Source organism: Marivita sp. GX14005 (assembly GCF_023370775.1).
In the GTDB taxonomy this organism is placed as follows: Bacteria; Pseudomonadota; Alphaproteobacteria; order Rhodobacterales; family Rhodobacteraceae; genus Marivita.
In genome coordinates, this window is record NZ_JAMCCQ010000004.1 from 254,273 (window position 1) to 278,819 (window position 24,547).

22 protein-coding genes are annotated in these 24,547 nt (G+C 64.1%); 9 read left to right on the forward strand and 13 right to left on the reverse strand.

Annotated features, from left to right (window positions below; genetic code table 11):
• Nucleotides 1-9 precede the first annotated feature (9 nt).
• The 6 genes from M3465_RS13245 to bhcA form a co-directional block, all read right to left on the reverse strand.
• The gene (locus tag M3465_RS13245) at nt 10-1,023 is read right to left on the reverse strand and encodes a type I glyceraldehyde-3-phosphate dehydrogenase (RefSeq protein WP_249502241.1); all 1,014 of its coding nucleotides are present in this window, start codon (nt 1,021-1,023) and stop codon (nt 10-12) included.
• A complete protein-coding gene (locus M3465_RS13250; protein WP_249502242.1) occupies nt 1,020-1,532 on the reverse strand; it encodes an AmiS/UreI family transporter in 513 nt (170 codons plus the stop codon). The genes M3465_RS13245 and M3465_RS13250 overlap by 4 nt, the downstream gene beginning before the upstream one ends.
• A 63-nt stretch (nt 1,533-1,595) precedes the next feature.
• Nucleotides 1,596-2,561 carry an iminosuccinate reductase BhcD gene (gene bhcD / locus M3465_RS13255; protein WP_249502243.1) on the reverse strand — a complete coding sequence of 322 codons (966 nt, stop codon included), beginning with the start codon at nt 2,559-2,561 and terminating at the stop codon, nt 1,596-1,598.
• 123 nt (nt 2,562-2,684) lie between these two features.
• Nucleotides 2,685-3,851, reverse strand: a complete 1,167-nt coding sequence (gene bhcC, locus M3465_RS13260) for a 3-hydroxy-D-aspartate aldolase BhcC (RefSeq protein WP_249502244.1) — start codon at nt 3,849-3,851, stop codon at nt 2,685-2,687.
• 23 nt (nt 3,852-3,874) lie between these two features.
• Nucleotides 3,875-4,825, reverse strand: coding sequence for a beta-hydroxyaspartate dehydratase BhcB (gene bhcB, locus M3465_RS13265; protein ID WP_249502245.1), 951 nt, complete (start codon nt 4,823-4,825; stop codon nt 3,875-3,877).
• Between the two features lie 34 nt (nt 4,826-4,859).
• Entirely contained in the window at nt 4,860-6,026 is a 1,167-nt protein-coding gene (gene bhcA / locus M3465_RS13270) for an L-aspartate--glyoxylate aminotransferase BhcA (protein ID WP_249502246.1), read from the reverse strand.
• A gap of 168 nt (nt 6,027-6,194) precedes the next feature.
• Between bhcA and bhcR the strand changes: the two genes are divergently transcribed.
• Nucleotides 6,195-7,040, forward strand: a complete 846-nt coding sequence (bhcR, locus tag M3465_RS13275) for an HTH-type transcriptional regulator BhcR (protein WP_249502247.1) — start codon at nt 6,195-6,197, stop codon at nt 7,038-7,040.
• Here the strand turns inward: bhcR and M3465_RS13280 are convergent.
• Nucleotides 7,021-7,890, reverse strand: coding sequence for a bifunctional allantoicase/(S)-ureidoglycine aminohydrolase (locus M3465_RS13280; protein WP_249502248.1), 870 nt, complete (start codon nt 7,888-7,890; stop codon nt 7,021-7,023). The genes bhcR and M3465_RS13280 overlap by 20 nt on opposite strands.
• Nucleotides 7,891-8,112: 222 nt before the next feature.
• On the opposite strand from M3465_RS13280, the gene M3465_RS13285 reads away from it, so the two are divergent.
• Complete coding sequence (locus tag M3465_RS13285) at nt 8,113-9,300, forward strand: glycine C-acetyltransferase (protein ID WP_249502249.1); 1,188 nt, start codon at nt 8,113-8,115, stop codon at nt 9,298-9,300.
• Nucleotides 9,301-9,314: 14 nt separating this feature from the next.
• Nucleotides 9,315-10,343, forward strand: coding sequence for an L-threonine 3-dehydrogenase (gene tdh, locus M3465_RS13290; protein ID WP_249502377.1), 1,029 nt, complete (start codon nt 9,315-9,317; stop codon nt 10,341-10,343).
• Here tdh and M3465_RS13295 read toward each other — a convergent pair.
• The 3 genes from M3465_RS13295 to M3465_RS13305 are packed head-to-tail and all read right to left on the reverse strand — an operon-like array spanning nt 10,340 to nt 13,265.
• Entirely contained in the window at nt 10,340-11,854 is a 1,515-nt protein-coding gene (locus M3465_RS13295; RefSeq protein WP_249502250.1) for a tripartite tricarboxylate transporter permease, read from the reverse strand. The two genes, tdh and M3465_RS13295, sit on opposite strands and share 4 nt — an antisense overlap.
• Nucleotides 11,854-12,291 (reverse strand): tripartite tricarboxylate transporter TctB family protein, encoded by a 438-nt coding sequence (locus M3465_RS13300; RefSeq protein ID WP_249502251.1) that lies wholly within the window; start codon nt 12,289-12,291, stop codon nt 11,854-11,856. Before M3465_RS13300 ends, M3465_RS13295 begins: the two co-directional genes overlap by 1 nt.
• Entirely contained in the window at nt 12,291-13,265 is a 975-nt protein-coding gene (locus M3465_RS13305) for a Bug family tripartite tricarboxylate transporter substrate binding protein (RefSeq protein ID WP_249502252.1), read from the reverse strand. The genes M3465_RS13300 and M3465_RS13305 overlap by 1 nt, the downstream gene beginning before the upstream one ends.
• 170 nt (nt 13,266-13,435) lie before the next feature.
• Here M3465_RS13305 and M3465_RS13310 point away from each other — a divergent pair, with 170 nt between their 5' ends.
• Both M3465_RS13310 and M3465_RS13315 read left to right on the forward strand, forming a co-directional pair.
• Nucleotides 13,436-14,362 (forward strand): hydroxymethylglutaryl-CoA lyase, encoded by a 927-nt coding sequence (locus M3465_RS13310; protein WP_249502253.1) that lies wholly within the window; start codon nt 13,436-13,438, stop codon nt 14,360-14,362.
• A 3-nt stretch (nt 14,363-14,365) separates the two neighbouring features.
• Nucleotides 14,366-15,523 carry a CaiB/BaiF CoA transferase family protein gene (locus M3465_RS13315; RefSeq protein ID WP_249502254.1) on the forward strand — a complete coding sequence of 386 codons (1,158 nt, stop codon included), beginning with the start codon at nt 14,366-14,368 and terminating at the stop codon, nt 15,521-15,523.
• 42 nt (nt 15,524-15,565) lie between these two features.
• Here M3465_RS13315 and M3465_RS13320 read toward each other — a convergent pair whose 3' ends face one another.
• From M3465_RS13320 to M3465_RS13330, 3 genes are all read right to left on the reverse strand, one after another.
• Nucleotides 15,566-16,036: a Dps family protein gene (locus tag M3465_RS13320; protein WP_249502255.1), complete on the reverse strand. Its 471-nt coding sequence runs from the start codon at nt 16,034-16,036 to the stop codon at nt 15,566-15,568.
• A gap of 107 nt (nt 16,037-16,143) precedes the next feature.
• The gene (locus M3465_RS13325) at nt 16,144-16,566 is read right to left on the reverse strand and encodes a hypothetical protein (RefSeq protein ID WP_249502256.1); all 423 of its coding nucleotides are present in this window, start codon (nt 16,564-16,566) and stop codon (nt 16,144-16,146) included.
• A gap of 25 nt (nt 16,567-16,591) precedes the next feature.
• The gene (locus M3465_RS13330) at nt 16,592-16,852 is read right to left on the reverse strand and encodes a DUF1289 domain-containing protein (RefSeq protein ID WP_249502257.1); all 261 of its coding nucleotides are present in this window, start codon (nt 16,850-16,852) and stop codon (nt 16,592-16,594) included.
• 213 nt (nt 16,853-17,065) lie between these two features.
• Here M3465_RS13330 and M3465_RS13335 point away from each other — a divergent pair, with 213 nt between their 5' ends.
• The 4 genes from M3465_RS13335 to M3465_RS13350 are packed head-to-tail and all read left to right on the forward strand — an operon-like array spanning nt 17,066 to nt 24,516.
• The gene (locus tag M3465_RS13335) at nt 17,066-19,330 is read left to right on the forward strand and encodes an acyl-CoA dehydrogenase (RefSeq protein ID WP_249502258.1); all 2,265 of its coding nucleotides are present in this window, start codon (nt 17,066-17,068) and stop codon (nt 19,328-19,330) included.
• A complete protein-coding gene (locus tag M3465_RS13340) occupies nt 19,327-20,622 on the forward strand; it encodes an acetyl-CoA C-acetyltransferase (protein WP_249502259.1) in 1,296 nt (431 codons plus the stop codon). Before M3465_RS13335 ends, M3465_RS13340 begins: the two co-directional genes overlap by 4 nt.
• The gene (locus M3465_RS13345; protein ID WP_249502260.1) at nt 20,622-22,694 is read left to right on the forward strand and encodes a 3-hydroxyacyl-CoA dehydrogenase NAD-binding domain-containing protein; all 2,073 of its coding nucleotides are present in this window, start codon (nt 20,622-20,624) and stop codon (nt 22,692-22,694) included. The genes M3465_RS13340 and M3465_RS13345 overlap by 1 nt, the downstream gene beginning before the upstream one ends.
• Entirely contained in the window at nt 22,687-24,516 is a 1,830-nt protein-coding gene (locus M3465_RS13350) for an acetyl-CoA hydrolase/transferase C-terminal domain-containing protein (RefSeq protein ID WP_249502261.1), read from the forward strand. Before M3465_RS13345 ends, M3465_RS13350 begins: the two co-directional genes overlap by 8 nt.
• Nucleotides 24,517-24,547: the final 31 nt, after the last annotated feature.

Genomic DNA, 24,547 nt, shown 5'->3' on the forward strand with positions numbered 1-24,547 from the left:
TCCTCCTCGTTAAGGCCGTCCGGCGAGCCGCCGGGCCATTTCGATCATACGGGCCGAAAAGCCCCATTCATTGTCATACCAGCCGAACACGCGCAGCTGCTTGTGGCCGACGATCCTTGTCTCGCGCAGCGCGATCACCAGCGATTCCGGCCGCGCGCGCATGTCGGTGGACACGTTCGGCTCGTCGCTGAGCCCGATCAGGTGGCAATCCTGAAACGCCTCGCGGATGAATTCGTCGAGCCGCTCGTCGGGGGATTCGGAGATCTGGAACACCGCGTCGATGGCCGAGACCGACAGCACCGGCACCCGCACGGCCGCGACGCTGAGGCGGCCCTGAAACTCGGGCAGGATCTCGATCGTCTCGCTGGCGGCGCTGGTGGTCGTCGGCACGATGGACACCGCGGCGGCGCGGCTGCGTTCGAGATTGGGGCCGGGTTTGTCGACGGTCGGCTGGCTGCCGGTGTAGCAATGCACGGTGGTGATATGCGCGCGCTCCACTCCCAGCCCCAGATCGATGCTGCGCAGAAGCGGCACGATGGCATTGGTTGTGCAGGAGGAGTTCGACACGATGCGCGCGCCGCCGATCTCGTGATCGTTCGCGCCCATCACGATGGTCGCCTCGGCCGCCTTGGACGGGCCGGAAATCAGCACGCGGCGCGCCCCGGCATCGAGCCCGGCGCTGGCGATGTCATGCGTCTTGGCCCGCCCGGTGCATTCCAGCACCACATCCACATCGCGCAGATCGGCACCCCGCAGATCGGCACCCCGCAGATCGGCGCGGTGCCAGAACGGGATCGCCCGCCCGGCGACGTTCAGCACCTCGCGCCCGGTGGTGACGGTGCCGGGAAAGGGGCCGAAGGCGCTGTCGTAGCGGAAGAGATAGGCGCAGCTGTCGAGCGGCGCGATATCGTTGATCGCGGCGATCTCGATATCGGCATGAGCGGGATCGGTCGCCAGTTGGCGCAGCACCGTGCGCCCGATGCGGCCAAAGCCGTTGATGGCGATGCGGATGGGCCGGGTCATAGCACCGCTCCGTTCAGTAGGAACATGGCCGGAAGCCACGCCGTCAGGATACCGCTGGCCAGGGTCGCCAATGCGGTGGGCCGCTCGGGCACCCATTTGGGCACCAGCGTGAGGAAGAACAAAAGCCAAAGCGCAGACCATGCCAGCCAGCACAGGCCCAGCCAGAGCTGCATCGCGGTTTGCGCCGATGCCAGTGTCTGCACCGCTTCGGGCAGGACGGAGATGGCGACGAAGAGGCTGAACCAGCCCAGCCCGCGCCCGTCGGCCCCGTTCATCCGGTTCACGGCGACCCAAAGGTATGTGACGGTGAACAGAAGCGTCAGCGCGACCGAGCGGATGTCGGACGCGGTTTCCGCCCGGATCAGGGTGACGAGCGCGACGCAGCCGGTCACGGTGGCGGTAACAAGGTTGATGACGATGATCTCGCGATCCGCGATGCGGCCTGTCATCCAAAGCCCGTTGAGCACCAGAACGGCGCCGACGAACAGGAGGGAAAGCGGTAGCATCATCTCGGGTTACATTCCAAATGCGGTGAGGCGGCCCGGCGATGTTCGCGCCGGGCGGCGGGGTGTTCAGAAATCCACCTCGATCGCGATGCCCTTCTGCACCGCCAGGTCGACGACCGAAGCCGCGACCGCGAGGTCTTGCAGGCCGACGCCGGTGCCGTCGAACAGGGTGATCTGGTCGTCGGACGTGCGCCCCTTGTGGGTGCCGTTGATGACAGCGCCAAGCTGGGCGATGTCGGCTTCCTTTATCAGACCTTGCTCGATCGCGTGCTGCGCCTCGCCGATGGAGATCGACTGCGCGACCTCGTCGGTGAAGACAGCGGCGCGGGCCAGGAGGTCGGCCTCCACTTCCTGCTTGCCCTTGGTGTCGGTGCCCATGCAGGCGACATGCGTGCCGGGCGCGACGTGATCGGCCATCAGCGAGGGCGCGAAGGCGGACGTGATCGAGATGATGACATCGGCCTCCTGCATCCCGTCCAGCTCGACCGCCTCGAAGGGCAGGCCGGCCTCGGCGGCGACCTTCTCGATATTGGGCAGCATCTCGGGGTGATAGTTCCAGCCGATGACCTTCTCGAAATCGCGCTGCTCCAACGCGGCGCGAAGCTGGAACGTGGCCTGATGGCCCGCGCCGATCATGCCGATCACCTTGGCATCCTTGCGGGCCAGATGCTTGATTGACACGGACGATGCGGCGGCGGTGCGCAGCGCGGTCAGGAGGTTGCCGCCGACCATCGCCTTGGCGCGGCCGGTGTCGGGATCGAACAGGAACACGGTGGACTGATGGTTGATCAGATCGCGCTTTTCGAGGTTGTTGGGCCAGTAGCCCCCTGCCTTGAGCCCCAGCGTCAGACCGGCGCGGTCGAACCCGCCCTTGAAGCCGTAGAGCGCGTCTTCGTGGCCGATGGCCTCGCGCACGACGGGGAAGTTGTAGGCATCGCCCGCGGCCATCGCGGCGAACACTTTTTCCACCGCGTCAAACGCGGCTTCGCGGGTCATCAGATCGGCGATCTCGCGCTCGGGGACTATCAGCATTTCTCTCTCCCATAGGTGTTCCATGCGCCCCGAACCGGGTGGGGCGGGCACGCCGCCCAAACGGCGGCGTGTCGTGATTTCGCTATACAGGATGGGGCCGCGACGCCGCGTGCCCCGGCCCGATCAGTAGGCCTTGCCGCGCGCCGAAACCGGCCAGACGGTTTCGACCTTGCCGTTGCGAACGCCGACATACCAGTCATGCACGTTGGCGGTCGGATCGCAGTGGCCCGGCACCAGCTTGAGCTTGTCGTTGACCTTCAGGACACCCTTGGGGTCGGACACGACGCCGTGCTCGTCGGAGCACTTGATGTATTCAACATCGTCGCGCCCATAGATGAAGGGCAGGCCGCTATCGACCGACTGCGCCTTGAGGCCCGCATCGACAATGGCCTTGTCTTCCTTGGCGTGGCTCATCACCGAGGTGAGAATGAAGAACGCGTTCTTCCACTCGCCCTCGTCGATCCGGTTGCCGTCCTTGTCGAGGATGCGACCGTAATCGGCATCCATGAAGGCATAGGAGCCGCACTGAAGTTCGTTATAGACGCCGGAATTGCTCTCGAAATAGTAAGAGCCGGTGCCTCCGCCGGAGACCAGATCGACCTCGATTCCCTCGGCCTTGAGGCCCTCGATGCCGTCCTTGACCTGTGCAATCGCGGCGTCGAGCTTGGCCTGACGGTCCTCGAAGCTGTCCATGTGCTGCATCGCGCCCTGATAGGCCTGGATGCCGCGGAAGTTCAGGTTCTTGGCGTCGCGCACGGCCTTGCCGATCTCGACGACCGCCTCCGTCGTGGTCACGCCGCAACGGCCCGCGCCGCAGTCGATCTCGATAAATACGCCCAGTTCGGTGCCATGCTTCTGCGCTGCCTCGGACAGATCCGAGACATTCGCCACGTCATCGACGCAGACGATCACTTCGCCGCCGCTGATCTTCGGCATTTGCGCCAGACGGTCGATCTTCTTGGGATCGCGGACCTGGTTGGAAACGAGGATTTCCTTGATTCCGGCACGCGCGAAGACCTCGGCCTCGGACACTTTCTGACAGCACACGCCAACCGCGCCGCCCAGCTCCATCTGAAGCTTCAGCACATCGACGGATTTGTGCATCTTGCCATGGGCGCGGTGGCGCATCCCGTGGGCCTTGGCGTAATCGCCCATCTTCTTGATGTTGTATTCCAGCGCGTCCAGATCGAGGATCAGGCAGGGCGTCTGGATGTCCTTCTCGTCCATGCCGGGAACGGCGGGGATGTCGAAGCCGACTTCGTAGTCGTCGAATTTTGCAGGTGCGTTCATTGGAATGACTCCCGTATCTGTGTTCACTTGATCCAGGGCAGCTTGTCGAGATCGACATTGCCCCCGGTGACGATGACGCCGACGCGCTTGCCCGCGAACCGGTCCTTGTTCTTGAGAATGACGGCGAGCGGCACGGCGCAGCTTGCCTCCATCACGATCCGAAGGTGCTTCCACGAGAGTTTCATCGCGTCGATGATCTCGTCTTCCGAAACCGTCAGAATGTCGGTCACATGGTTCGAAACGAAATGCCATGTCAACTCTTTCAGCGGCACGAGCAGCCCGTCGGCGATGGTCTTGGGTGCATCATCGGCGATGATATGCCCCGCCTTGAAGCTGCGATAGGCATCGTCGGCCTGCTCGGGCTCTGCGGCGATGATCTCGATTTCCGGCGCGGCGTTGGAGAGCGTCAGGCAGGTGCCCGAGATCATCCCGCCGCCGCCAATGGGCGCGACCATCATGTCGAGCCCCTCGACCTGCTCGATGAATTCCTTGGAGCAGGTGCCTTGCCCGGCGATCACGCGCGGGTCGTTATAGGGATGGACGAAATCGCCCCCCGTTTCGGCCTGCACCTTGGCGAAGGTTTCCTCGCGCGAGGATGTGGAAGGATCACATTCGGTGATGTTGCCGCCATAGCGGCGCACGGTGTCCTTCTTGGCCTGCGGCGCGGTGCGCGGCATGACCACGTTGCAGGGGATGCCCCGCTTCATCGCCGCATAGCTGAGGCAGGAGGCATGGTTGCCCGACGAATGGGTCGCCACGCCTTTTTTCGCCTGTTCGTCGTCCAAGCCGAACACCGCGTTGGTGGCGCCACGCACCTTGAAGGCGCCCGGCTCCTGAAAGTTCTCGCATTTGAAGAACAGTTCCGCGCCGACCAGATCGTTCAGATAGGCAGAGGTGCGGATCGGCGTGCGGTTGATATGAGGCTTGATCCGCTCATGCGCGGCAAGCATGTCATCGTAGGTGGGAATATACACTGTCGAATGTCCTTTGATGCGTGCGTTGCGGGGCTCAGGAGCCGTGGCGGTAGAATTCCTGCGCGGCGGCCACCCCGGAGCCCAACTTAATGTCGAGACCGAGATCGACCATCACCATTTCGGCAACGCCCAGCCCGGACAGCATCATCGCGTCGGTGAGCGAACCCAGATGCCCGATGCGGAACACCTTGCCGGCAACTTCGCCAAGACCGACACCGAAGGCCATGCCGTATTTCTCGGCAGCGCGGGTGACGATATCCGTCGCGTTGAACCCCTCGGGCGTCTTGATCGCGGAAACGCTGTCGGAATAGACCTCGGGCGAGACGGCACAAAGCTCCAGACCCCAGGCATCGACGGCCTTGCGCACGCCGGTGGCAATGCGGTGATGGCGGGCAAAGACGTTTTCCAGCCCTTCATCCTCGATCATCTCGATCGACAGCTTCAGCCCGCGCATCAGCCCGACGGGCGGCGTGTAGGGATAAGCGTTGTTGGCATAGCCCTTTTCCATGTCGCGGATGTCGAAGAAGGTGCGCGGCAGATCGGCGGTTTCGGTCGCGGCGCGGGCCTTTTCGGAGAAACCCACGATGGCGAGGCCGGCGGGCAGCATGAAGCCCTTTTGGCTCCCGGTCACGGCAACATCGACGCCCCATTCGTCGAAACGGAAATCCATCGACCCGATGGAGGAGACGCCATCGACGAACAGCATCGCCGGGTGATCCGCCGCATCCAGAGCCTTGCGCACGGCCGCGATGTCGGATTTCACGCCGGTCGCGGTTTCGTTATGCGTGGCCAGAACGACCTTGATCTCGTGGTTCGTGTCGGCCTTGAGGATTTCCTCATACTTGTCCGCCGGCAGCCCGTGACCCCAGGGGGTTTCGACGACCTGAACGTCAAGCCCGTGGCGCTGGCACATGTCGATCCAGCGGTGGCTGAACATGCCGTTGCGCGCAGCCAGGACCTTGTCGCCCTTGGACAGCGTGTTGGTCAGCGCGGTTTCCCAGCCGCCCGTGCCGGTCGAGGGAAAGATGAAGATATGCGCCTTGTCCGATTTCAGGATGCGGCGCACGCCGTCCAGCACCGGATGCAGGATCTTGCCGAACATGGGCGAGCGGTGATCGATCGTCGGCATGTAGCACGCCTGACGGATCGGCTCGGGCATGTTGGTGGGGCCGGGAATGAAAACGGGGTTTTGGAAGCTCATGACCATCTCCTTGAAGTCGTTGGCATCTTTCTAGCGGATGGCACTGAACAGGGACATTTTTTTGAAATCGTTTTTCATTTTTACCCCGTTTGGAAAAATCCCGCGTTGTCATGCTCTTATATTTTTCATAGTATGAATTTGTCTTTCACAAATTACCGCAGGCATCTTATGGAATCCCAAGAAAATGGCAGAGCGGCGCCGCGCCGCGCGCGGGGCAGACCGCGGGATTGGGACGACAAGACAGCCCAGAACACGATCAAATCGCTCGATCGCGCGATGGAGGTGTTCGAATACCTGAGCGAAGCGCAGGGCAAGGCGCTCGGCGCGATTTCCGCCGAGATGGGCCAATCGCCCGCCACGGTCTACCGCATCCTTGTCACGCTCGAAGGGCGCGGGTTGGTGGAGTTCGACCCTGTCGAGCAGATTTGGCATATCGGGCCGCGCGCCTTTGTCATCGGGGCGCGTTTCCTGCGACGGTCGAGCCTTGTGGAGCGCGCGCAGCCGATCCTGCGGCAACTGATGGAGGCGACGGGCGAGACCGCCAATCTGGGCGTCGAGAAGGAAGGCGCCGTGCTGTTCCTGAGCCAAGTGGAAACCCATGCCAGCATCCGCGCCTTTTTTCCGCCCGGCACGCTGTCGCCGTTGCACGCCTCGGGCATCGGCAAGGCGCTTCTGGCCGAGATGGACGCGCCACGTCTGCGCCGGATGACGGGCGGGAGGCTGGAGGCGTTCACCGAACATACGATCACCGACCCGACCGCGCTGATGGCCGACCTGGCGGCGATCCGGGCCCGAGGCTATTCGGTGGATGAACAGGAACGGAACCTCGGAATGCGCTGCATCGCGGCGCCGGTCTTCGATCTGAGCCAGGTCGCGGTTGCGGGGATTTCCGTATCCGGGCCGACAAGCCGTGTCAGCCCGGAGAATATCGAAAGCCTGAGCGCCCATGTGCGCGAGGCCGCAGGGGCATTGTCGCATGCCATCGGCGGTGAGGTTACTCCGCCGCAGTCTTGAACGATGCGCTAGCGCGCGCGGGCGCCGAAAGCGCGCGCAGGTTCATGTGCCGGTTGACGTCCTTGTAGAGCAGATACCGGAACTTGCCCGGACCGCCCGCATAGCAGGCCTGCGGGCAGAAGGCGCGGAGCCACATGTAATCGCCTGCCTCGACCTCGACCCAATCGTTGTTGAGCTTGTAGACTGCCTTGCCTTCGAGAACGTAAAGCCCGTGCTCCATCACATGGGTTTCCAGGAACGGGATCACCGCGCCCGGCTCGAAGGTCACGACGGTGACGTGCATGTCGTGGCGAAGATCGTTCGGGTCCACGAAACGCGTCGTCGCCCATTTGCCGTCGGTGTCGGGCATGACGGTCGGCTCGATCTCCTTGTCGCTGGAGATCACCACATCGGGATGCGGCAGGCCCGGCACTTCCTCATAGGCCTTTCGAATCCAGTGAAAGCGCAGCATGGCATCGGTGCGGTTGTATAGCGTCCAGTCGCTGCTGGGCGGGATGAAGGCATAGCCGCCCTCTTCGAGCGTATGTTCCTGCCCGTTGACGGTCAGCGTGGCGCTGCCCTCGACCACGAAGAGCACGCCCTCGGCACCCGGATCGCTTTCCGGCTGGTCAGAGCCGCCGCCGGGCGAGACTTCCATGATATATTGCGAAAACGTTTCCGCGAAACCGCTGAGGGGGCGGGCGATGACCCAAAGACGGGTCTTGTCCCAGAAAGGCAGGAAGCTGGTGACGATGTCGCGCATCGTGCCTTTGGGGATCACCGCATAGGCATCGGTAAAGATCGCGCGATCTGTCAAAAGCTGATCCTGGCCGGGATGCCCGCCGGTCGGGGCGTAATAGGTCTTGGACATGGGGAATCCTATCGTTTCACGGGTTGTCCAGACTATGTGCGCGCCGGCGCGATCAGACCACCCTCATTGCCGCGACAGCTCTTTATCGGTTTCTTTGATAATTGAGGTTCGGCTTATGGGATTTCCTGCATAATTTCAGCGCACCGGCGGCGGGTTTCGCCCCGTCTGGAAACCGCCGCGCCGCGTGTTACACAAGATGCGCGCCGCATAAGGAGAATCGCCGTGTCCGCCCCATTTCTGCGCCGTCTTCAAGACACGCTCTCGCAAATCGATAAGGACGGGCTGATGAAGCGCGAAAGGCTCATCACCTCCCCGCAAGGGGCCGAAATCGCGGTGGCGGGGCGCGAGGTCATCAATCTGTGCGCCAACAATTATCTCGGTCTGGCCGATCACCCCGATCTTATCCGCGCCGCTCGCGATGCGATGGAGGACAAGGGCTTCGGCATGGCCTCGGTTCGGTTCATTTGCGGCACGCAGGATCTGCACCGTGCGTTGGAAGAGCGGCTGGCGGCGTTTCTGGGGATGGAGGACGCGATCCTCTATGCCGCCTGTTTCGACGCCAATGGCGGGCTGTTCGAGCCGCTTCTGGGGCCGGAGGATGCGGTGGTGTCCGATGCGCTCAATCACGCATCGATCATCGACGGTATCCGGCTCTGCAAGGCGAAGCGGTATCGCTATGACAACAACGACATGGAGGCCCTGGAGGCGCGGCTGAAAGAAGCGCGGCAGGCGGGCGCGCGGCATGTGATGATCGCGACCGATGGCGTCTTCTCGATGGATGGCACGCTTGCCAACCTGCCCGAATTGCGCCGTTTGGCCGACGAATATGACGCCATTCTGATGGTCGATGATTGCCATGCCACGGGCTTCATGGGGCCGAAGGGCGGCGGCACGCCCGATCATTTCGGCACCCGCGCCGATATCGTCACCGGCACGCTCGGCAAGGCGCTTGGCGGTGCGCTCGGGGGCTTTACCGCCGGGCCGCAGCCGGTGATCGACCTGCTGCGCCAACGCTCGCGGCCCTATCTTTTCTCCAACGCCCTGCCGCCCGCGATCCTCGCCGCCGGGATCGAGGCGTTGCGGCTGGTGGAGGAGGGGGCCGATCTGCGCGAGAGGCTTTTCGACAACGCGCGCTATTGGCGCGACGGGCTGGCCGCGCTCGGCTTCGATCTGCTGCCCGGAGAGCATCCCATCATCCCCGTGATGCTGGGCGAGGCGCAGCTGGCGCAGGACATGGCGGCGCGATTGTTCGACGAAGGCGTCTATGTCTCGGGCTTCTTCTACCCGGTCGTCCCGCACGGGCAGGCGCGCATTCGCACGCAGATGAACGCCGCGCTGACGCGCGATCAGCTTGACCGCGCTTTGGCGGCGTCCGAAACCGCGGGCAAGGGCCTGGGGGTGATCGCATGAGCCTTCCGAACACCATGACCGCGCTGGAGAAATCGCGCCCCGAAGAGGGGCTTTGGAAGGTGCAGGCGCCGGTGCCCGAGATCGGACCTGACGATGTGCTCATCCGCATCAACGCAACCGGCATCTGCGGCACCGATATCCATATCTGGAACTGGGACGACTGGGCCGCCGCGACGGTACCGGTGCCGCTCATCACCGGACATGAATTCGCCGGGGAGATCGTGGAGATCGGGCGCAATGTGACCGGGCTTCAGATCGGGCAGCGCTGTTCCGGCGAGGGGCATGTGGTCGGCAGCGAGAGCCGGCAGAGCCGGTCGGGCAAGTTCCATCTCGATCCGGGCACGCGGGGGATTGGGGTGAACGTGCAGGGCGCCTTCGCGCAATATCTGCGGCTTCCCGCCTTCAACGTCGTGCCTCTGCCCGACGACATTCCCGACGAGATCGGCGCGATCCTCGATCCTTTGGGCAACGCCGTGCACACCGCGCTCAGCTTCGATCTGCTGGGGGAAGATGTGCTCATCACCGGCGCCGGCCCAATCGGCATCATGGCCGCCGCCGTCGCCCGCCATGCCGGCGCGCGGCACATTGTTATCACCGATATCAACCCGAGCCGCTTGCAGCTCGCGGCGGAGGTCTGCCCTAGCGCCCGCACCGTCGATCCGAGCCGCGAGGATCTGCGCGATGTGATCCGCGAGCTTGGCATGAAACAGGGCTTCGATGTGGGGCTGGAGATGTCCGGCAGCCAGCAGGCGCTCGATCAGATGGTCGAGGCGCTCATCATGGGTGGCAAGATCGCGCTGCTGGGCATCCCGCCGGGCAAATCCCCGGTGGACTGGTCGCGCATCGTGTTCAGGGCGATCACGATAAAGGGCGTCTATGGTCGCGAGATGTTCGAGACGTGGTACAAGATGATCGCCATGCTGCAGAACGGGCTGGATGTGAGCCGCGTCATTACCCACCGGTTCGACATGGCGGATTTCGAACAGGGCTTCGCCGCGATGAAGTCGGGGCAATCGGGCAAGGTCGTGCTGAACTGGCGCTAGTCCAGCAAGGCCCGTTCCTTCTCGCGCCGGTGGTCGCGCAGGGCGAGCCAGACCGATAGCGCGAGGAACCCTGCCGTCAGCACGTAGAGCGTGACCGAGATCGGGCTGGCGATCAAGATGCTCCAATCGCCATCCGAGATCGACATGGCACGGCGCAGATTGCGCTCCATGTCGCCGCCCAGAAGCAGGCCCAGCACCAGCGGAACGAGGCTGATGTCGAACTTGCGCAGCAGGTAGCCGAGGATGCCGAAGGCGATCATCACCTGCAGATCGAAGGTCGAGTTGGAGATCGAGAAGACGCCGACGAAACTGACCGCCGCGACGATGGGCATGAGCGCCCATGTCGGCACCGCCATCAGCCGGGTGAACAGGCCGATCATCGGCAGGTTGAGCACCAGAAGCGCGATATTTGCCATGTAGAGCGAGGCGACCAGCCCCCAGACAAGCTCCGGCTGGCGTTCGAACAGCAGCGGGCCGGGCTGCACGTTGAGCGATATCAGCATCGCCAGCATCACGGCGGTGGTGCCCGATCCCGGCACGCCGAGCGACAGCATCGGGATCAGCGCGCCGCCCGATGCCGCGTTGTTGCCCGCCTCGGGTGCCGCCACGCCGCGCGGATCGCCCTTGCCGAAGGTGCCGTGCTTGTCGCTGGCCTGTTTCTCCATCGAATAGGACATGACCGAACCGAGCGATGCGCCCGCGCCGGGCAGCACCCCGGCGACGAAACCGATCAGCGAGCCGCGCAGCATTGCCCACCGCGTCGCGAGGATGGACCGGAAATCCGGCAGCCACGAATCGATCCGCACCGCGCGCGTCGCCTCTCCGGCGCGGGAGCCGAGCATCATCAGGATCTCGGAAATCGCGAAGAGCCCGACCAGTGCAACGATAGGTTCGATCCCGTCATATAGATGGTAATTGCCATCGGTGAAACGCGGTATGCCCGAGATCGGATCGATCCCGACAGTCGCGATCATCAGCCCGATCAGCGCCGACAGCAGCGTCTTGCGCGGGTCCACGCCGGCGACCCCGCCGATGGTGGCGAACGCCATGATATAAAGCGCGAAGTAATCCGCCGGGCCGAAATAGATCGCCGCGCGCGCCAGCAGGGGCGCGAACATCGACAGGCCGATCACCGCGATGGTGGCGCCGACAAAGGAGGCGACGCCCGAGATCGCCAGCGCATCGGCTGCGCGGCCCTGTTGGCTCATCGGAAAGCCGTCGAGGGTGGTCATCACCGCAGGCTCGTCGCCCGGAATATTGAGCAGGATGGAGGAGATGCGCCCGCCATACATGCAGCCGAAATAGACCGCCGAGAGCAGAATCAGCGAGGAGGTGGCATCGAAGCCGAAGGCGAATGTGAGCGGAATGAGGATCGCCACGCCATTGACCGGCCCGAGCCCCGGAAGCGCGCCGATCAGCGTGCCGGAAAAGCAGCCGAGCAGCAAAAGCGCGATATTCAGCGGCGTCAGCGCGACGGAAAAACCGACCGCCAGAAGGTTGAGCGTTTCCATCAGCGCCCTCCGAAATACGCGCCGAGAAAGGCGAGCGGTAGGCCCAGCACCTGATCGAACAGAGCCCAGAGAAAGAGCGACATAACCGCGCCGAGGATCAGCGATTTGACCGGCTTGCCGCCGAGCGTGATGCCCAGAAGCGCAATGAGAAAGAAGGTGGCGATGGGAAAGCCCAGCCCCTTGAGCGTCGCGGCATAGCCGAAGAGGATCGCCAGTGCCGCGCCCTGCCGCAGCCAGCCGCTCTTGTCCGGCCAATCGGTCTGGCCCGACGGGAAGGCCACGAGCGATGCAGAGAGCAGCATCGTGGGGATGCCGACGATCAAGGTAAAGACGCTTGGCCCCAGCACATCGCCGAAAGGCGCGCTATAGCCGGAGCCGAACCACGTATAGACCGCCGCGACCATGAAGATCGCGGCGCCCGCCAGTCTGATGCTCATTATTCGATGACGCCGATATCGCGTGACAGCTCTTCCATGATATCGCGCTGCTCGCGCACATAGGCTTCGAATTCATCGCCGCCGCGCCAGATCGGCACCAGGCCGAAATCGACTGCCGCCTGCTGCCATTGATCGGAATTGTAGAGCGTTTCGAGATCGGAGACCCATTCCTGGTATTCCTCGTCCGAAACCTCTCCGCCGGTATAGAGCCCGCGCCAGTTGTAGCCGGTCACGTCGATGCCCTGGCTCTTGGCGGTGGGAATGTCCGGGAAGGCCGGGATCGGCTCGTCCGAAAGCGCGGCGAGGATGCGGATATCGCCCGATTCGATGAAGCCCGCAATTTCGCCGATATCGGTGGAGACGACATCGATCTGCCCGCCCATCATCTGCGTGACGGCATCGGTGCCGCCATCGAACTGCACCCAGCGCAGATCGCCGAGGTTCTCCAGTCCCGCCTCGCGAGCGACCATCAGCAGGCGCAAATGGTCCCAGCCGCCCGCGGAGGACGAGCCGGCGGTTGTGATCGAGCCGGGATCGTTCACCATGATCTCGTTCAGATCTTCGAGCGACTGGATCTCGCTGTCGTTATCGACGGCGATCACGCCCACATCCGCGCCCAGCATGGCAAGATAGCGCATCGCGTCGAGCGGCGCCGGGTAGCGGCCCTGCGCGATCTGCGTGATGCCCACGGTCGAGGTGGCGACGATCAGTTCGGGATCGTCGGCCCGTTCGGAGGCGACCATCGCGTAAGTCACCGCGCCAACGCCGCCCGGCATGTTGGTGATCTGCACATTGCCCTCGACGAGGTCCAGCTCGGTCAGGATGCGCCCGATGGTGCGGCAGGTGAAATCCCAGCCGCCGCCGGGGTTCGAGGGGGCAATGCACTCGGCCGCAGTGGCGGTGCTTGCGGAGACGGAGATGAACGCGCCGGCGATCAGGCCGAGGCTGGTAGAGGCGAGGGGTATGAGGCGCATCGTGTTTCCTCCCGGTTGCGCTTTCGATGGGCGCCCCGTCTGGCGCGGGGCTGGCCGGACAATGCGCGAGGGCGCGTTCATTCGCAAGGATTTATCGGGGCAGTTCCCGCGCCGCCCGTGCTGTGCTATGGCGCAGGAACGAGGATCGCGCGAACGGGGAGGGGCGCCAGATGAAGATCGAGATCACCGAGGTCGGCTCGCGGGACGGGCTGCAGAACGAGCCGGTGCCGGTGCCGACGGAGACCAAGATCGAACTCATTCACCGCGCTGTCGATGCCGGTGCGCGGCGGTTCGAGGTGACGAGTTTCGTCTCCCCGCGTGCCGTGCCACAGATGGCCGATGCCGAGGCGGTGCTGGCCGGGCTCGATGTCCCGGAGGATGTGGTTCTCCAGGCGCTGGTGCCCAATCTGCGCGGCGCGGAGCGGGCAGCGAAGACGCGCGCGCAGGAATGGGTCTGTTTCCTGTCGGTCACCGAGAGCCATAGCCAGGCGAACAGCAATTGTTCGGTAGACGAGGCCATCGCGCGGCTGGAGCCGGTCGTCGAATTGGCCCGCACCGAAGGGCGCAAGCCGGTTGCAGCGCTGGCCGCCTCCTTCGGCTGTCCGTTCGAGGGGATCACGCCGCTGGATCAAGTCTTGCGTGTGGCGCGGGGCCTGCACGATCTTGGCTTCGAGGAGATGAAGCTCGGCGATACGATCGGCACCGCCATTCCCAGCCAGGTGAGCGTCACCGTCTCGTCGCTGCAAAAGGCGCTGCCGCAGGTCGGGCTGGTGCTGCATCTGCACGACACACGCGGTCTTTCGCTGGCCAATGTGATGGCCGGGCTGTCGCTCGGCATCACGCGCTACGAAAGCTCGCTCGGCGGGATCGGCGGCTGCCCCTTCGCGCCCGGCGCAACGGGCAATGTCGCCACCGAGGATCTGGTGCATTTCCTGCACGCCGAGGGCCACGAGACCGGCTTCGATCTGGGCAAGCTGGTCGAACATGGCCGCTGGCTGTCGGAGCAGCTGGGCCGGGAACTTCCGGGCCGCCTGCTCAAGGCGCCGCCCATCGGCGCCACGCAACCGCTGGACGGTATCGAACGGGCGGTCGGCTGATCCATGTCGCTGCACGGCTTTCGCGTCATCGACCTCACGCGGGTCATTTCCGGCCCGTTCTGCACGCAGCAGCTTGCCGATCTGGGCGCGGATGTCATCAAGGTCGAGACACCGGCAGGCGATACGCTGCGCGGGCAGGGCAGCATGGTCGGCGAGACCAGCGCCTATTTCGCGTCCTTCAACCGCAACAAACGCTCCATCGTGCTCGATCTGCGCAGCGAGGATGGCATGGCGGTGCTGCGCGAGCTGATCGCCGGGGCCGATGTGCTGGTCGATAATTTCAAACCCGGCACGATGGCGCGGATGGGGCTTTCGGACGCGGCGCTGGCGGCGCTCAATCCGCGTCTGATCGCGTGCCATATCTCGGGCTTCGGCCAGAGCGGCCCCTATGCCGACCGCCCCGCCTTCGATTTCGTCGCGCAGGCGATGAGCGGCTTCATGTGGACCAATGGCGATCCGGATGGTCCGCCGCTGCGCTCGGGGATTCCGATCAGCGATCTGGCCGCCGGGCTTTACGCCGCACTCGGGATCGCCGCCGCGCTGGCCGTGCCGCGCGAGACGCGCCGGTTCAAGAGCATCGATGTGGCTATGGCCGACAGCATGGTGAGCCTTCTGGCCTATATGGCGACCGAAGTGTTCGCCACCGGCCAGCCCTTGCCGCGTGCGGGCAACGATCATCCTCTGGTCGCGCCTTACGGGCTTTTCGAAACCTCGGACGGGCATATCGCCATCGCCCCGTCGAATGACGTGATGGTGGAGCGACTTTTCGCCACCCTGGGATGCCGCGATTTGCTGGACGATCCGCGCTTTGCAGGCAATGCCGCGCGGATGCGCCACCGCGCTGCGATCAATGCGGAAGTCGAGGCGCGCCTGCGCGCGGGAACGACCGACGATTGGATCGCCCGGCTCAACTCCGCCGGGGTTCCGGCAGGGCCGGTTCAGACCGTCGAACAGGCGCTGTTGAGCGATCCGCAGATCGCGCATCGCGACATGGCGCTGGCAACCGAAACGCCCGATGGGGAGCCGATGAAAATCCTCGGCTTTCCGATCAAGCAATCCGGGAACGGCCCCGAATTGCGCCGCATCGCGCCCCGGCTTGGGGAGCATACCGATGCCATTCTGCGGGAACTGGAAGAGGCGCGCCGAAACAAAAAAGGGTGACCGCGTGGCGATCACCCTTCAGTCCGGTGCCGGAGGCGGGCCTCAGCGCAGATGCGCGCGCAGCATCCAGGCGAATTTCTCGTGCGTGCGGCCACGCTCGATGCAAAGGTCTTCGGTCAGCGTGTCGCCATGCTTGGCGGCAAGCTCGCCGGCACCGCCGAGTGTCTCGGCCAGCGTTTCCTGCGCTTCCTTGAGAAGACGGATCATTTCTTCCGCGGATGGCGTTCCCTCGGCCTCGGCCACCTTGGAGCGCTTGAGCATCCCGGCCAGCGTGCCCTCGGCATGCGCTTCGAGCGCCTTGACGCGCTCGGCCAGATCGTCCTGCCCGACGAAATGATCCTCGTAAATCGTCTGGAACAGCTCGTGCAACGGCCCGAAAGCCATGCCCGTCACGTTCCAATGGAAATTATGTGCAAGCATCGTCGTCACGGCCGTTTCGGCGACGCATTGGTTAAGCGCATCGGCGATGGCGGTGGCGGCATCGGTGGAAAGCGATTGTGCGGTCTGGGTCATGTCCGGCTCCTATGATCTAAGTTAGAGGCTGGCTGGCACGGCAGCTGGCTGGCTTGACGCCAATCTAGGCATCGCAGCCGCCCAACGCAAGCCAATTTAGAATCTTTCTAAACTTGTTCGAAACCGTCGATCACATTCCGCAGCAAAAAGACCAGATTGCGCCGCGCATGTTTGGGAACGCGGGAATTGAGAAGGAAAGTCGCGCTCGCCGTGTCCTCGTGTTTCAGAGCGCGCGCAAGGGCGAGCAGCCATTTCTCGTCGAAAGACGTGTCCCGCTCCCCCTCGCGGAACAGCACCGGCCGACGGCCAAGTGCCTGCGACAGGCAGCGCATCAGCACCTCGGAGGCGGCATTGGCCGCAATCTGGCGATTGCCCGACAGCGCGGCGCAGGCTCCGAAAAGATCGACATAGGATTTGCACCGTGCGTCGCGCGCCACATGGCGCAGATGGGCGAGAATCGGCCGGCCGAACTCCGGGGTATAATCGGGAAGCGCGAGCGGCGTTTCGGGTTTGCGGAGCGCTGTCGTCATCGTAGTGGTCCTCTCGCCGCGCCGGTCACGCGGCCTCGTCTTTCATCGCGCCGGGAAGGGCCGCGCCCTTTTTTCGGCATTTCTTGGCATAGGCGCCGGGCCAATGCGCATAGCGGCCCATCGCGCTTTGCTGCGCCATCACAAGCTCCACGAAAGCCGCGCGATGCTTGTTCTTGTCGAGCGCCTTGAACGCGGATTTCTGCGCCTTGGTCATCGAACAGCCGATGCAGTGCCCGTTGCGCTTGAACTTGCAGACATCGATACAGGGGCTGGGAACCTTGGGCATGAAAACCTCGCCACGTTTCAAGGCGAATATCGTTATCCTACAGAAATAGTCAAGATCATTCCGGCAACGATGCCCCTTCGCGCAAGGCCAAATGGTCGCATCGCCACGCCCGAAACCAAGCATAGCGCGCTTGACGTGACGTTATGGCCTGCGCCCTACTGAAAGCGGGAACTTGTACTGCCTTTGACGGGTTTCTGCGATCAGGGGGATGCCATGAACGATTTTCGCAAGAAATACCTGACGAAACCGATTCACAAATGGGCCAAGGGCGCGTTGCCCTCGCTGTCCTCGACCGAGAGCGAGGCGCTCAATGCCGGGGAGGTCTGGTGGGAGGCCGAGCTTTTCTCGGGCAACCCCGACTGGTCCAAATTGCGCGCCGTGAAAGCGCCGCAGATGAGCGCGGAGGAACAGGCGTTCTTCGACGGGCCGTGCAAGGAATTGTGCGGCATGGTCGATGACTGGAAGATCAATCACGAGGATGGCGATCTCCCGGCCGAGGTCTGGAAATTCCTGCGCGAGAAGAAATTCTTCGGGATGATCATTCCGAAATCCCACGGCGGGCTCGGGTTCTCGGCCTTCGCCCACTCCGAGATCGTGCGCTACATCTCGACCCGGTCGGTCGCCACGGCGGTGACGGTGATGGTGCCCAACTCGCTCGGGCCGGGGGAATTGCTGCACCAGTTCGGCACGGACGCGCAAAAGGATTACTGGCTGCCGCGTCTGGCCGAGGGGACCGAATTGCCCGCCTTCGGCCTCACCAGCGCCGAGGCCGGATCGGACGCGAGCGCGATGGTGGATGAGGGCATCGTCTGCAAAGGACAGTGGGACGGCGAGGAGGTGCTGGGCATCCGGCTCAACTGGGCCAAGCGCTATATCACGCTCTCGCCGCTCTGCACCGTTCTGGGGCTGGCCTTCAAGCTGCGCGACCCTGACGGGCTTTTGGGCGGCGAAGAGGATATCGGCATCACCTGCGCGCTGGTGCCGACGCATCTGGACGGGGTGGAAACCGGGCGGCGGCATCTGCCGTCCTCGACCATGTTCATGAACGGGCCGACCACCGGCAAGGACGTGTTCATCCCGCTCGATCACATCATCGGCGGGCCGGATTATGCCGGGCGCGGCTGGATGATGCTGATGAGTGCGTTGGCCGCAGGGCGGGGGATTTCGCTGCCCTCGATGGGCTGCGCCGCAATTGCGCTTTCTGCCCATACGACCGGTGCCTATGCGCGCATCCGCCAGCAATTCAACCTGCCGATCGGCAAATTCGGCGGCGTGCAAGCGCGCATGGGGCGGCTGGCGGCCGATGCCTACGCGATGGATGCCGCGCGCCATCTGACCTGTGCGGGGCTGGATGAAGGCCGCGCGCTGAGCGTGATTTCCGCGATCATGAAGGCCCATGCGACCTACCGGATGCGCGAGGCGCTCAACGATGCAATGGATGTGCATTCCGGCAAGGCGGTGATCGACGGGCCGTCGAACTACCTTCTGCCGCTCTACCGCGCCGTGCCCATCGGGATCACGGTGGAGGGCGCGAATATCGTTACGCGCTCGCTCATCATCTTCGGGCAAGGCTCGATCCGCGCGCATCCTCACATGCTCGACAACATGCTGGCGCTGCAGGAAGACGACCCGGACAAATCGCTCGATATGTTCGACAAGTCTTTCTGGGCGCATGTCGGCCACGCGACGAAAACGCTGTTCCGTTCCTGGGGTCGGGCGATCACCGGCGGACGGTTCGCGCCCGCGCCCCCTGCGGGCAAGGCGACGCCGATCTACCGGCAGCTTGCGCGATGGTCGGCGGCCTACGCGCTGACGGCTGATTTCCTCTTCCTGACGCTGGGCGGCGCGCTCAAGCGCAAGGAGATGATCTCGGGCCGGATGGGCGACATCCTGTCGGAGATGTATATCCTGTCGGCGGCGCTCAAGCGGTGGGAGGACGAGGGTCGCCAGCGCGCCGATCTGCCGGTGCTCGAATACACGGCGCAGGATGCGTTCACGCGGATTCAATCCTCGCTCAACGATGTGATCGCCAATCTGCCGAACCGCCCCGCCGCCTGGGTGCTGCGCTTTTTCACATGGCCGGGCGATGTGCAGCCCGCGCCGAGCGATGAGTTGACCGAAGAATGCAGCGATCTGATCTACGAGCCATCGCCAACGCGCGACCGGATCACCGGGCGGCTGGCCGATGGGTGCAACCGCGACGGGGTGATGGTGCTCAACGAATGCTATGCCAAGGTGATCGAGATGGCACCGGTGATGAAGCGCCTGCGGGAGGCGCGCAAGACCCCGCAGGAAGCGTGCGAGGCCGGTATCCTGAGCGATGCGGAATGGGACGATATTCAGGCGATGAACCGTCTCGTCGCCGAAGTCGTCGCGGTGGACGATTACGATCAGGAAGAGCTCTTGCGCTATTTCCCGAACTACACGCTGCATGACCGCACGTCCTACGAGACCGATCCGAAGGAGGCCGCGGAATGACCGATGTGAAAGAGCAGCGCGTGTTCCTTGTCGATGGCGCGCGCACGCCGTTTCTCAAGGCGCAGGGCAAGCCCGGCCCCTTCACCCCCGTCGATCTGGCGGTGCAGGCGGGCCGGCCCCTGCTGGCAAGGCAGACATTCGACAAAGCGGCCTTCGATCTGGTGATCCTCGGCTGCGTCAACGTCATTGCGGACGAGATGAACCCGGCGCGCGTCGCCGCGCTGCGGCTCGGGCTGCCGGAGACAACGGTCGCGTTTTCAGTGCAGATCAATTGCGGCTCTGGGATGCAGAGCATCGACACCGCCTATCGCTACATCCGTTCGGGATCGCACCAGATGATCCTTGCCGGCGGCGCGGAGGCGCTGAGCCATGCGCCGCTGACGCTTCGTCAATCGGCGGTCGAATGGTTCGGGCGGTTGAACAATGCAAAGGGGCCGATGGCGCAGGCGAAGATGCTGACCGGGATCAAGCCGGAATTCTTCAAGCCCGTCGTCGGGTTGGAGCGCGGGTTGACCGATCCGATCACCGAACTCAGCATGGGCCAGACCGCCGAGGTGCTGGCGCATCGCTTCGGGATCGACCGGCGCACCGCCGATGCCTACGCGATGGAAAGCCATCACCGGCTCGCCACGGCGCAGGAGGATGGCACGCTCGATAATGAGGTCATGCCCGCCTTCGCGCGGGACGGCACGGTTTACGAGCACGACGACGGCGTGCGGCCCGATAGCGATATGGAGGGGCTCGCCAAGCCCAAGCCGGTCTTCGAGCCGCCCTATGGCAAGGTCACGGCGGGCAATTCCAGCCAGATCACCGACGGGGCAAGCTGGTGCATCCTCGCTTCCGAACAGGCGGTTGAGGAGCATGGGCTGACGCCAATCGCCGAGATCAAGGACAGCGAATGGGCCGGGCTCGACCCGGCGGTGATGGGGCTGGGGCCGGTCCTGTGCTCCACCCCGCTCGCCAAACGCAATGGTCTGGGCGTCGAGGATGTGGATCTCTGGGAGCTCAACGAAGCCTTCGCGGCGCAAGTGCTCGCCTGCCTCGCCGCGTGGAACGACGAGGGTTTCTGCCGCGAGGTGCTCGGGCTCGATGGCGCCTTCGGGCGGATCGACCGCGACCGGCTCAATGTCGATGGCGGGGCTATTTCGCTGGGCCATCCCGTCGGCACGAGCGGCAACCGCATCGTGCTGCATCTGGCCAACGCGATGAAGCAGCGCGGGGCAAAGCGCGGGATCGCGACCGAATGTATCGGCGGCGGTCTGGGCGGTGCAATGTTGCTGGAGGCTGTGTGATGACGGGACCTGTTCTGAGCTATCTCGAAGACGGTATGATCGAGCTTGGCCCGGTGGGCGAGGCGGAAGGCAACTGGCGCAGCGGCACCGATGAGGACGGCATCCTCTGGCTTGTGCTCGACAAGACCGGGACCGGCACGAACACCATTTCCCAAGGGGTGATCCGCGAGCTGGAAACCCATGTCGCCGCGGCGGAGAGCGATCTGCCCAAGGCGCTGGTGATCCGCTCGGCCAAGCCGAAGGGCTTTGCCGCCGGGGCCGATATCACCTCTTTCGACGCGATGTCGGATGAGGGCGCGGCGGATCTGCTGCGGCAGGGGCATGATGTGCTCGACCGGATCGAGGCGCTGAATTGCCCGACGATCTGCGTCGTTCACGGCGCGGCGCTTGGCGCGGGGTTCGAACTGGCGCTGGCCTGCGATTACCGCATCGCGGTCGATGGCGCGTCCTTCGGTTTTCCCGAAGTGCAGCTTGGCCTGCATCCCGGCCTTGGCGGCACCTTCCGCCTGCCCGCGCTGATCGATCCGACAGAGGCGATGACGCTGATGCTGACGGGCAAGACCGCACATACCAAGAAGGCCAAATCGCTCGGCATTGCCGATGCGGTGGTGCGCGAGCGTCATGTCGCCGCCGCGGTCCGGGCGGCCGCGAATGGGGAGATCGAAAGGCAATCGCAGGGGCTCAAGGCGCAGGCGCTGTCCTTCGATCAGGCGCGCGGGCTTGTCGCCCGCAAGATGCGCAGCGAGACCGAAAAGAAGGCTCCGAAAGAGCATTATCCGGCTCCGCACGCGCTCATCGATCTTTGGGAAGAGCATGGCGACGACCGCAAGGAAATGCAGCGCGCCGAGATCGAGAGTTTCGCCGCCCTGCTCAAGACGGATACATCGGAGAACCTGCGCAGGGTGTTCTTCCTTCAGCAAAAGCTCAAGGAAGCCGGGCGCGGCGAGGACGGGATTTCCCATGTCCATGTCATCGGTGCCGGCGCGATGGGCGGCGAGATCGCGGCGATGGCGGCGATCAAGGGCAAGACAGTCACGCTTGGCGATGTGGAGACCGAACCGCTCGGCAAGGCGGTCAAGCAGGCCGGCAATATTTGCGAAAAGAAACACCTCAGCCGCATTGAGACGCGCGATGCACTCGATCGGCTGATGCCCGACCCGAAAGGCTACGGCATCGCCCGCGCCGATCTGGTGATCGAGGCCGCGCCGGAAACCGTCGAGATCAAGCGCAAGATCTATGACGGGCTCAAGGACCGTATGAAGAAAGGCGCGATTTTGGCAACCAACACGTCGAGCCTTTCGGTCGATGAACTGGCCGCCCACGCTCCGGTAAAAACGCGCTTTGCGGGCTTGCATTTCTTCAATCCGGTTTCGCAGATCGATCTGGTCGAAGTGGTGGGCGGCACCAAAACCGACAAGAACACCGCAGACCGGCTCGCCGCCTTTTGCGGTGCCATAGGCAAGCTGCCTGCCAAGGTCGCCGACTACCCCGGCTTCGTCGTCAACCGTGCGCTTACGCCCTATCTCATGGAGGCGATGGTGCTGATGGACGAGGGCGTTCCCAAGGAGGTCATCGATAGCGCCGCGCTACGGTTCGGCATGCCCATGGGACCGGTCACGCTCGCCGACCAGGTCGGGCTGGATATCTGTTTGCACGTGGCGGAATCGCTCCGCGAGACACTCGACAAGCCGATGGCAGAGATTTCAAGTGATCTGCGGCACAAGGTCGATGCCGGAAAGCTTGGTAAGAAAAGCGGGCAGGGCTTCTATGACTGGTCGGACGGCACACCGCATCCCCAAACGGATCGCGACTTGCCCGAGGACATCACCGACCGTCTGATCCTGCCCATGCTCGACGCATGTGTCGAGGTGCTGCGCAAGGATGTGGCGCAAGACGAGGACCAGGTGGATGCCGCGATGATCTTCGCGACCGGCTGGGCTCCGTTCCGGGGCGGACCGATGCACTATGCTCATGCGCGGGGGGTTGACGAAATCCCTCGCAGGTTGAAAGAGTTGCAGGGTAAGTATGGTGATCGGTTTGCCCCGGATGACGGATGGGGGGCACTTGGTTGACAGGCCGCAGATATTCTCTGACCCCGACGACATGGCGGCTCGGATTTTCGAGCGGATGGATGGCACCGTCCGGCTCGCCCTTCCGCTGGGTCTGGGCAAGCCGGTCACGCTCGTCAATGCGCTGACGCGCGCCGCGCTGGACGATGCGTCGCTCGACCTGTCGATCTTCACCGCGCTGACGCTGATGCGGCCGGACCCTTCGTCCGATCTCGAACGGCGCTTTCTCGAACCGGCGATGGACCGGCTCTTCGGCGCCTATCCCGCGCTGCTTTATGCCGATCTGATCAAATCGGGCGAGTTGCCGGAAAATATCCGCGTGTCGGAGTTCTTCTTTCAGGCCGGCGAATGGCTCGGTGTGGACTATGCGCAGCGCAACTATATCGCGGCCAACTACACCCATGCGCGGGACGTGCTGATCGCGCAGCGGCCGAACGTGCTGTCGCAGCTCATGCCCCGGCAGGGGGACGAGATTTCGCTCAGCTGCAACACCGATATTTCCGCCGATCTGTTCGATATGCGCAGCGATGGCGCGCTCGATTTCATGGCGGTTGGAGAGGTGAACAACCGCCTCCCGTTCCTCGACGGGACCGCCGTTCTCGATATCGGCGAGTTCGAGATGCTGCTCGAGCCGCCACATGAGTTCGAACTCTTCTCGGCGGTGCGCCGGCCCGTATCGCCGCGCAACCACGCCATCGCGCTGCATGTCTCGCGGCTGATCGAGGATGGCGGAACGCTGCAGATCGGCATCGGTGCGATCGGCGATGCGGTGGCCCACGCGCTCCGACTGCGCGACCGGGCGGCGCTGAACCCGGTCTGGGACAGCGCGCCCTTTCCGCTGACCGGAGAGGCTGTCGCGCCGTTCAAAACGGGGCTTTACGCTGTTACCGAAATGCTCGTCGGCGGCCTCGTTGCGCTGCTAGACGAAGGTATCCTGCGGCGCGAGGTGGATGGCGCGGCGATCCATGCCGGGTTCTTCGTCGATGCACGCGCCATGTATGAACGCCTGCGCGACATGCCCGAGGAGCGGCGCGGGAAAATCCACATGATGCCCGTCAGCTTCACCAACGCGCTTTACGGCGATGAGGCGTCCAAGCGCGCGGCGCGCATCGAGGCGCGTTTCGTCAACGGTGCCATGCAGGTCAGCCTGCTGGGCGATGCGATGTCCGATTCCGCGAAACCCGGACAGGTGGTGAGCGGCGTCGGCGGGCAGTTCAATTTCTTCGAACAGGCCTTCGCGCTCGAAGGCGGGCGCGCGGTGCTGACGCTTCCCGCTACGCGCGAGGCGGGAGGCGAGGTCACGTCGAACATCGTCTGGCAGGTGCCGGTCACGACCGTGCCGCGCCATATGCGCGATATCGTCGTCACCGAATACGGCGCCGCCGATCTGCGCGGCCAGACCGACGAGGCGGTGATCGCCCGGCTTCTGGCCATCGCGGACAGCCGGTTCCAGCCGCAGCTTCTGGCCGAGGCAAAGCGCGCGGGTAAGATCGCGCAGTCCTATCGTATCCCCGAGGCGCATCGCAACAATCTGCCAGAAACGCTGCGCGACTGGCTTGGGCCTTTCACGGAACTCCTGCCGTCTTTCCCGCTCGGCACCGATTTCAACGAGATCGAACAGCTCCTGCTCCCGGCGCTGTCGCGGCTCAAGGCCGCTTCGGGATCGAAACGGCAACTCGCGGGGCTTATCGCTGCATCGGTGACCGCACGGCCCCATCCGCGCGAGGCCGAGGCGATGGAGCGCATGGGGTTCGCCCCGAAGCCTCATGTCTCCGAAAGCCTGGACGCGCGCGCTCTACGCGGCGCGCTGAGGCGAAGCGACTAGGGAACATCGCGCCGCCGCAAGAGGTTATCCC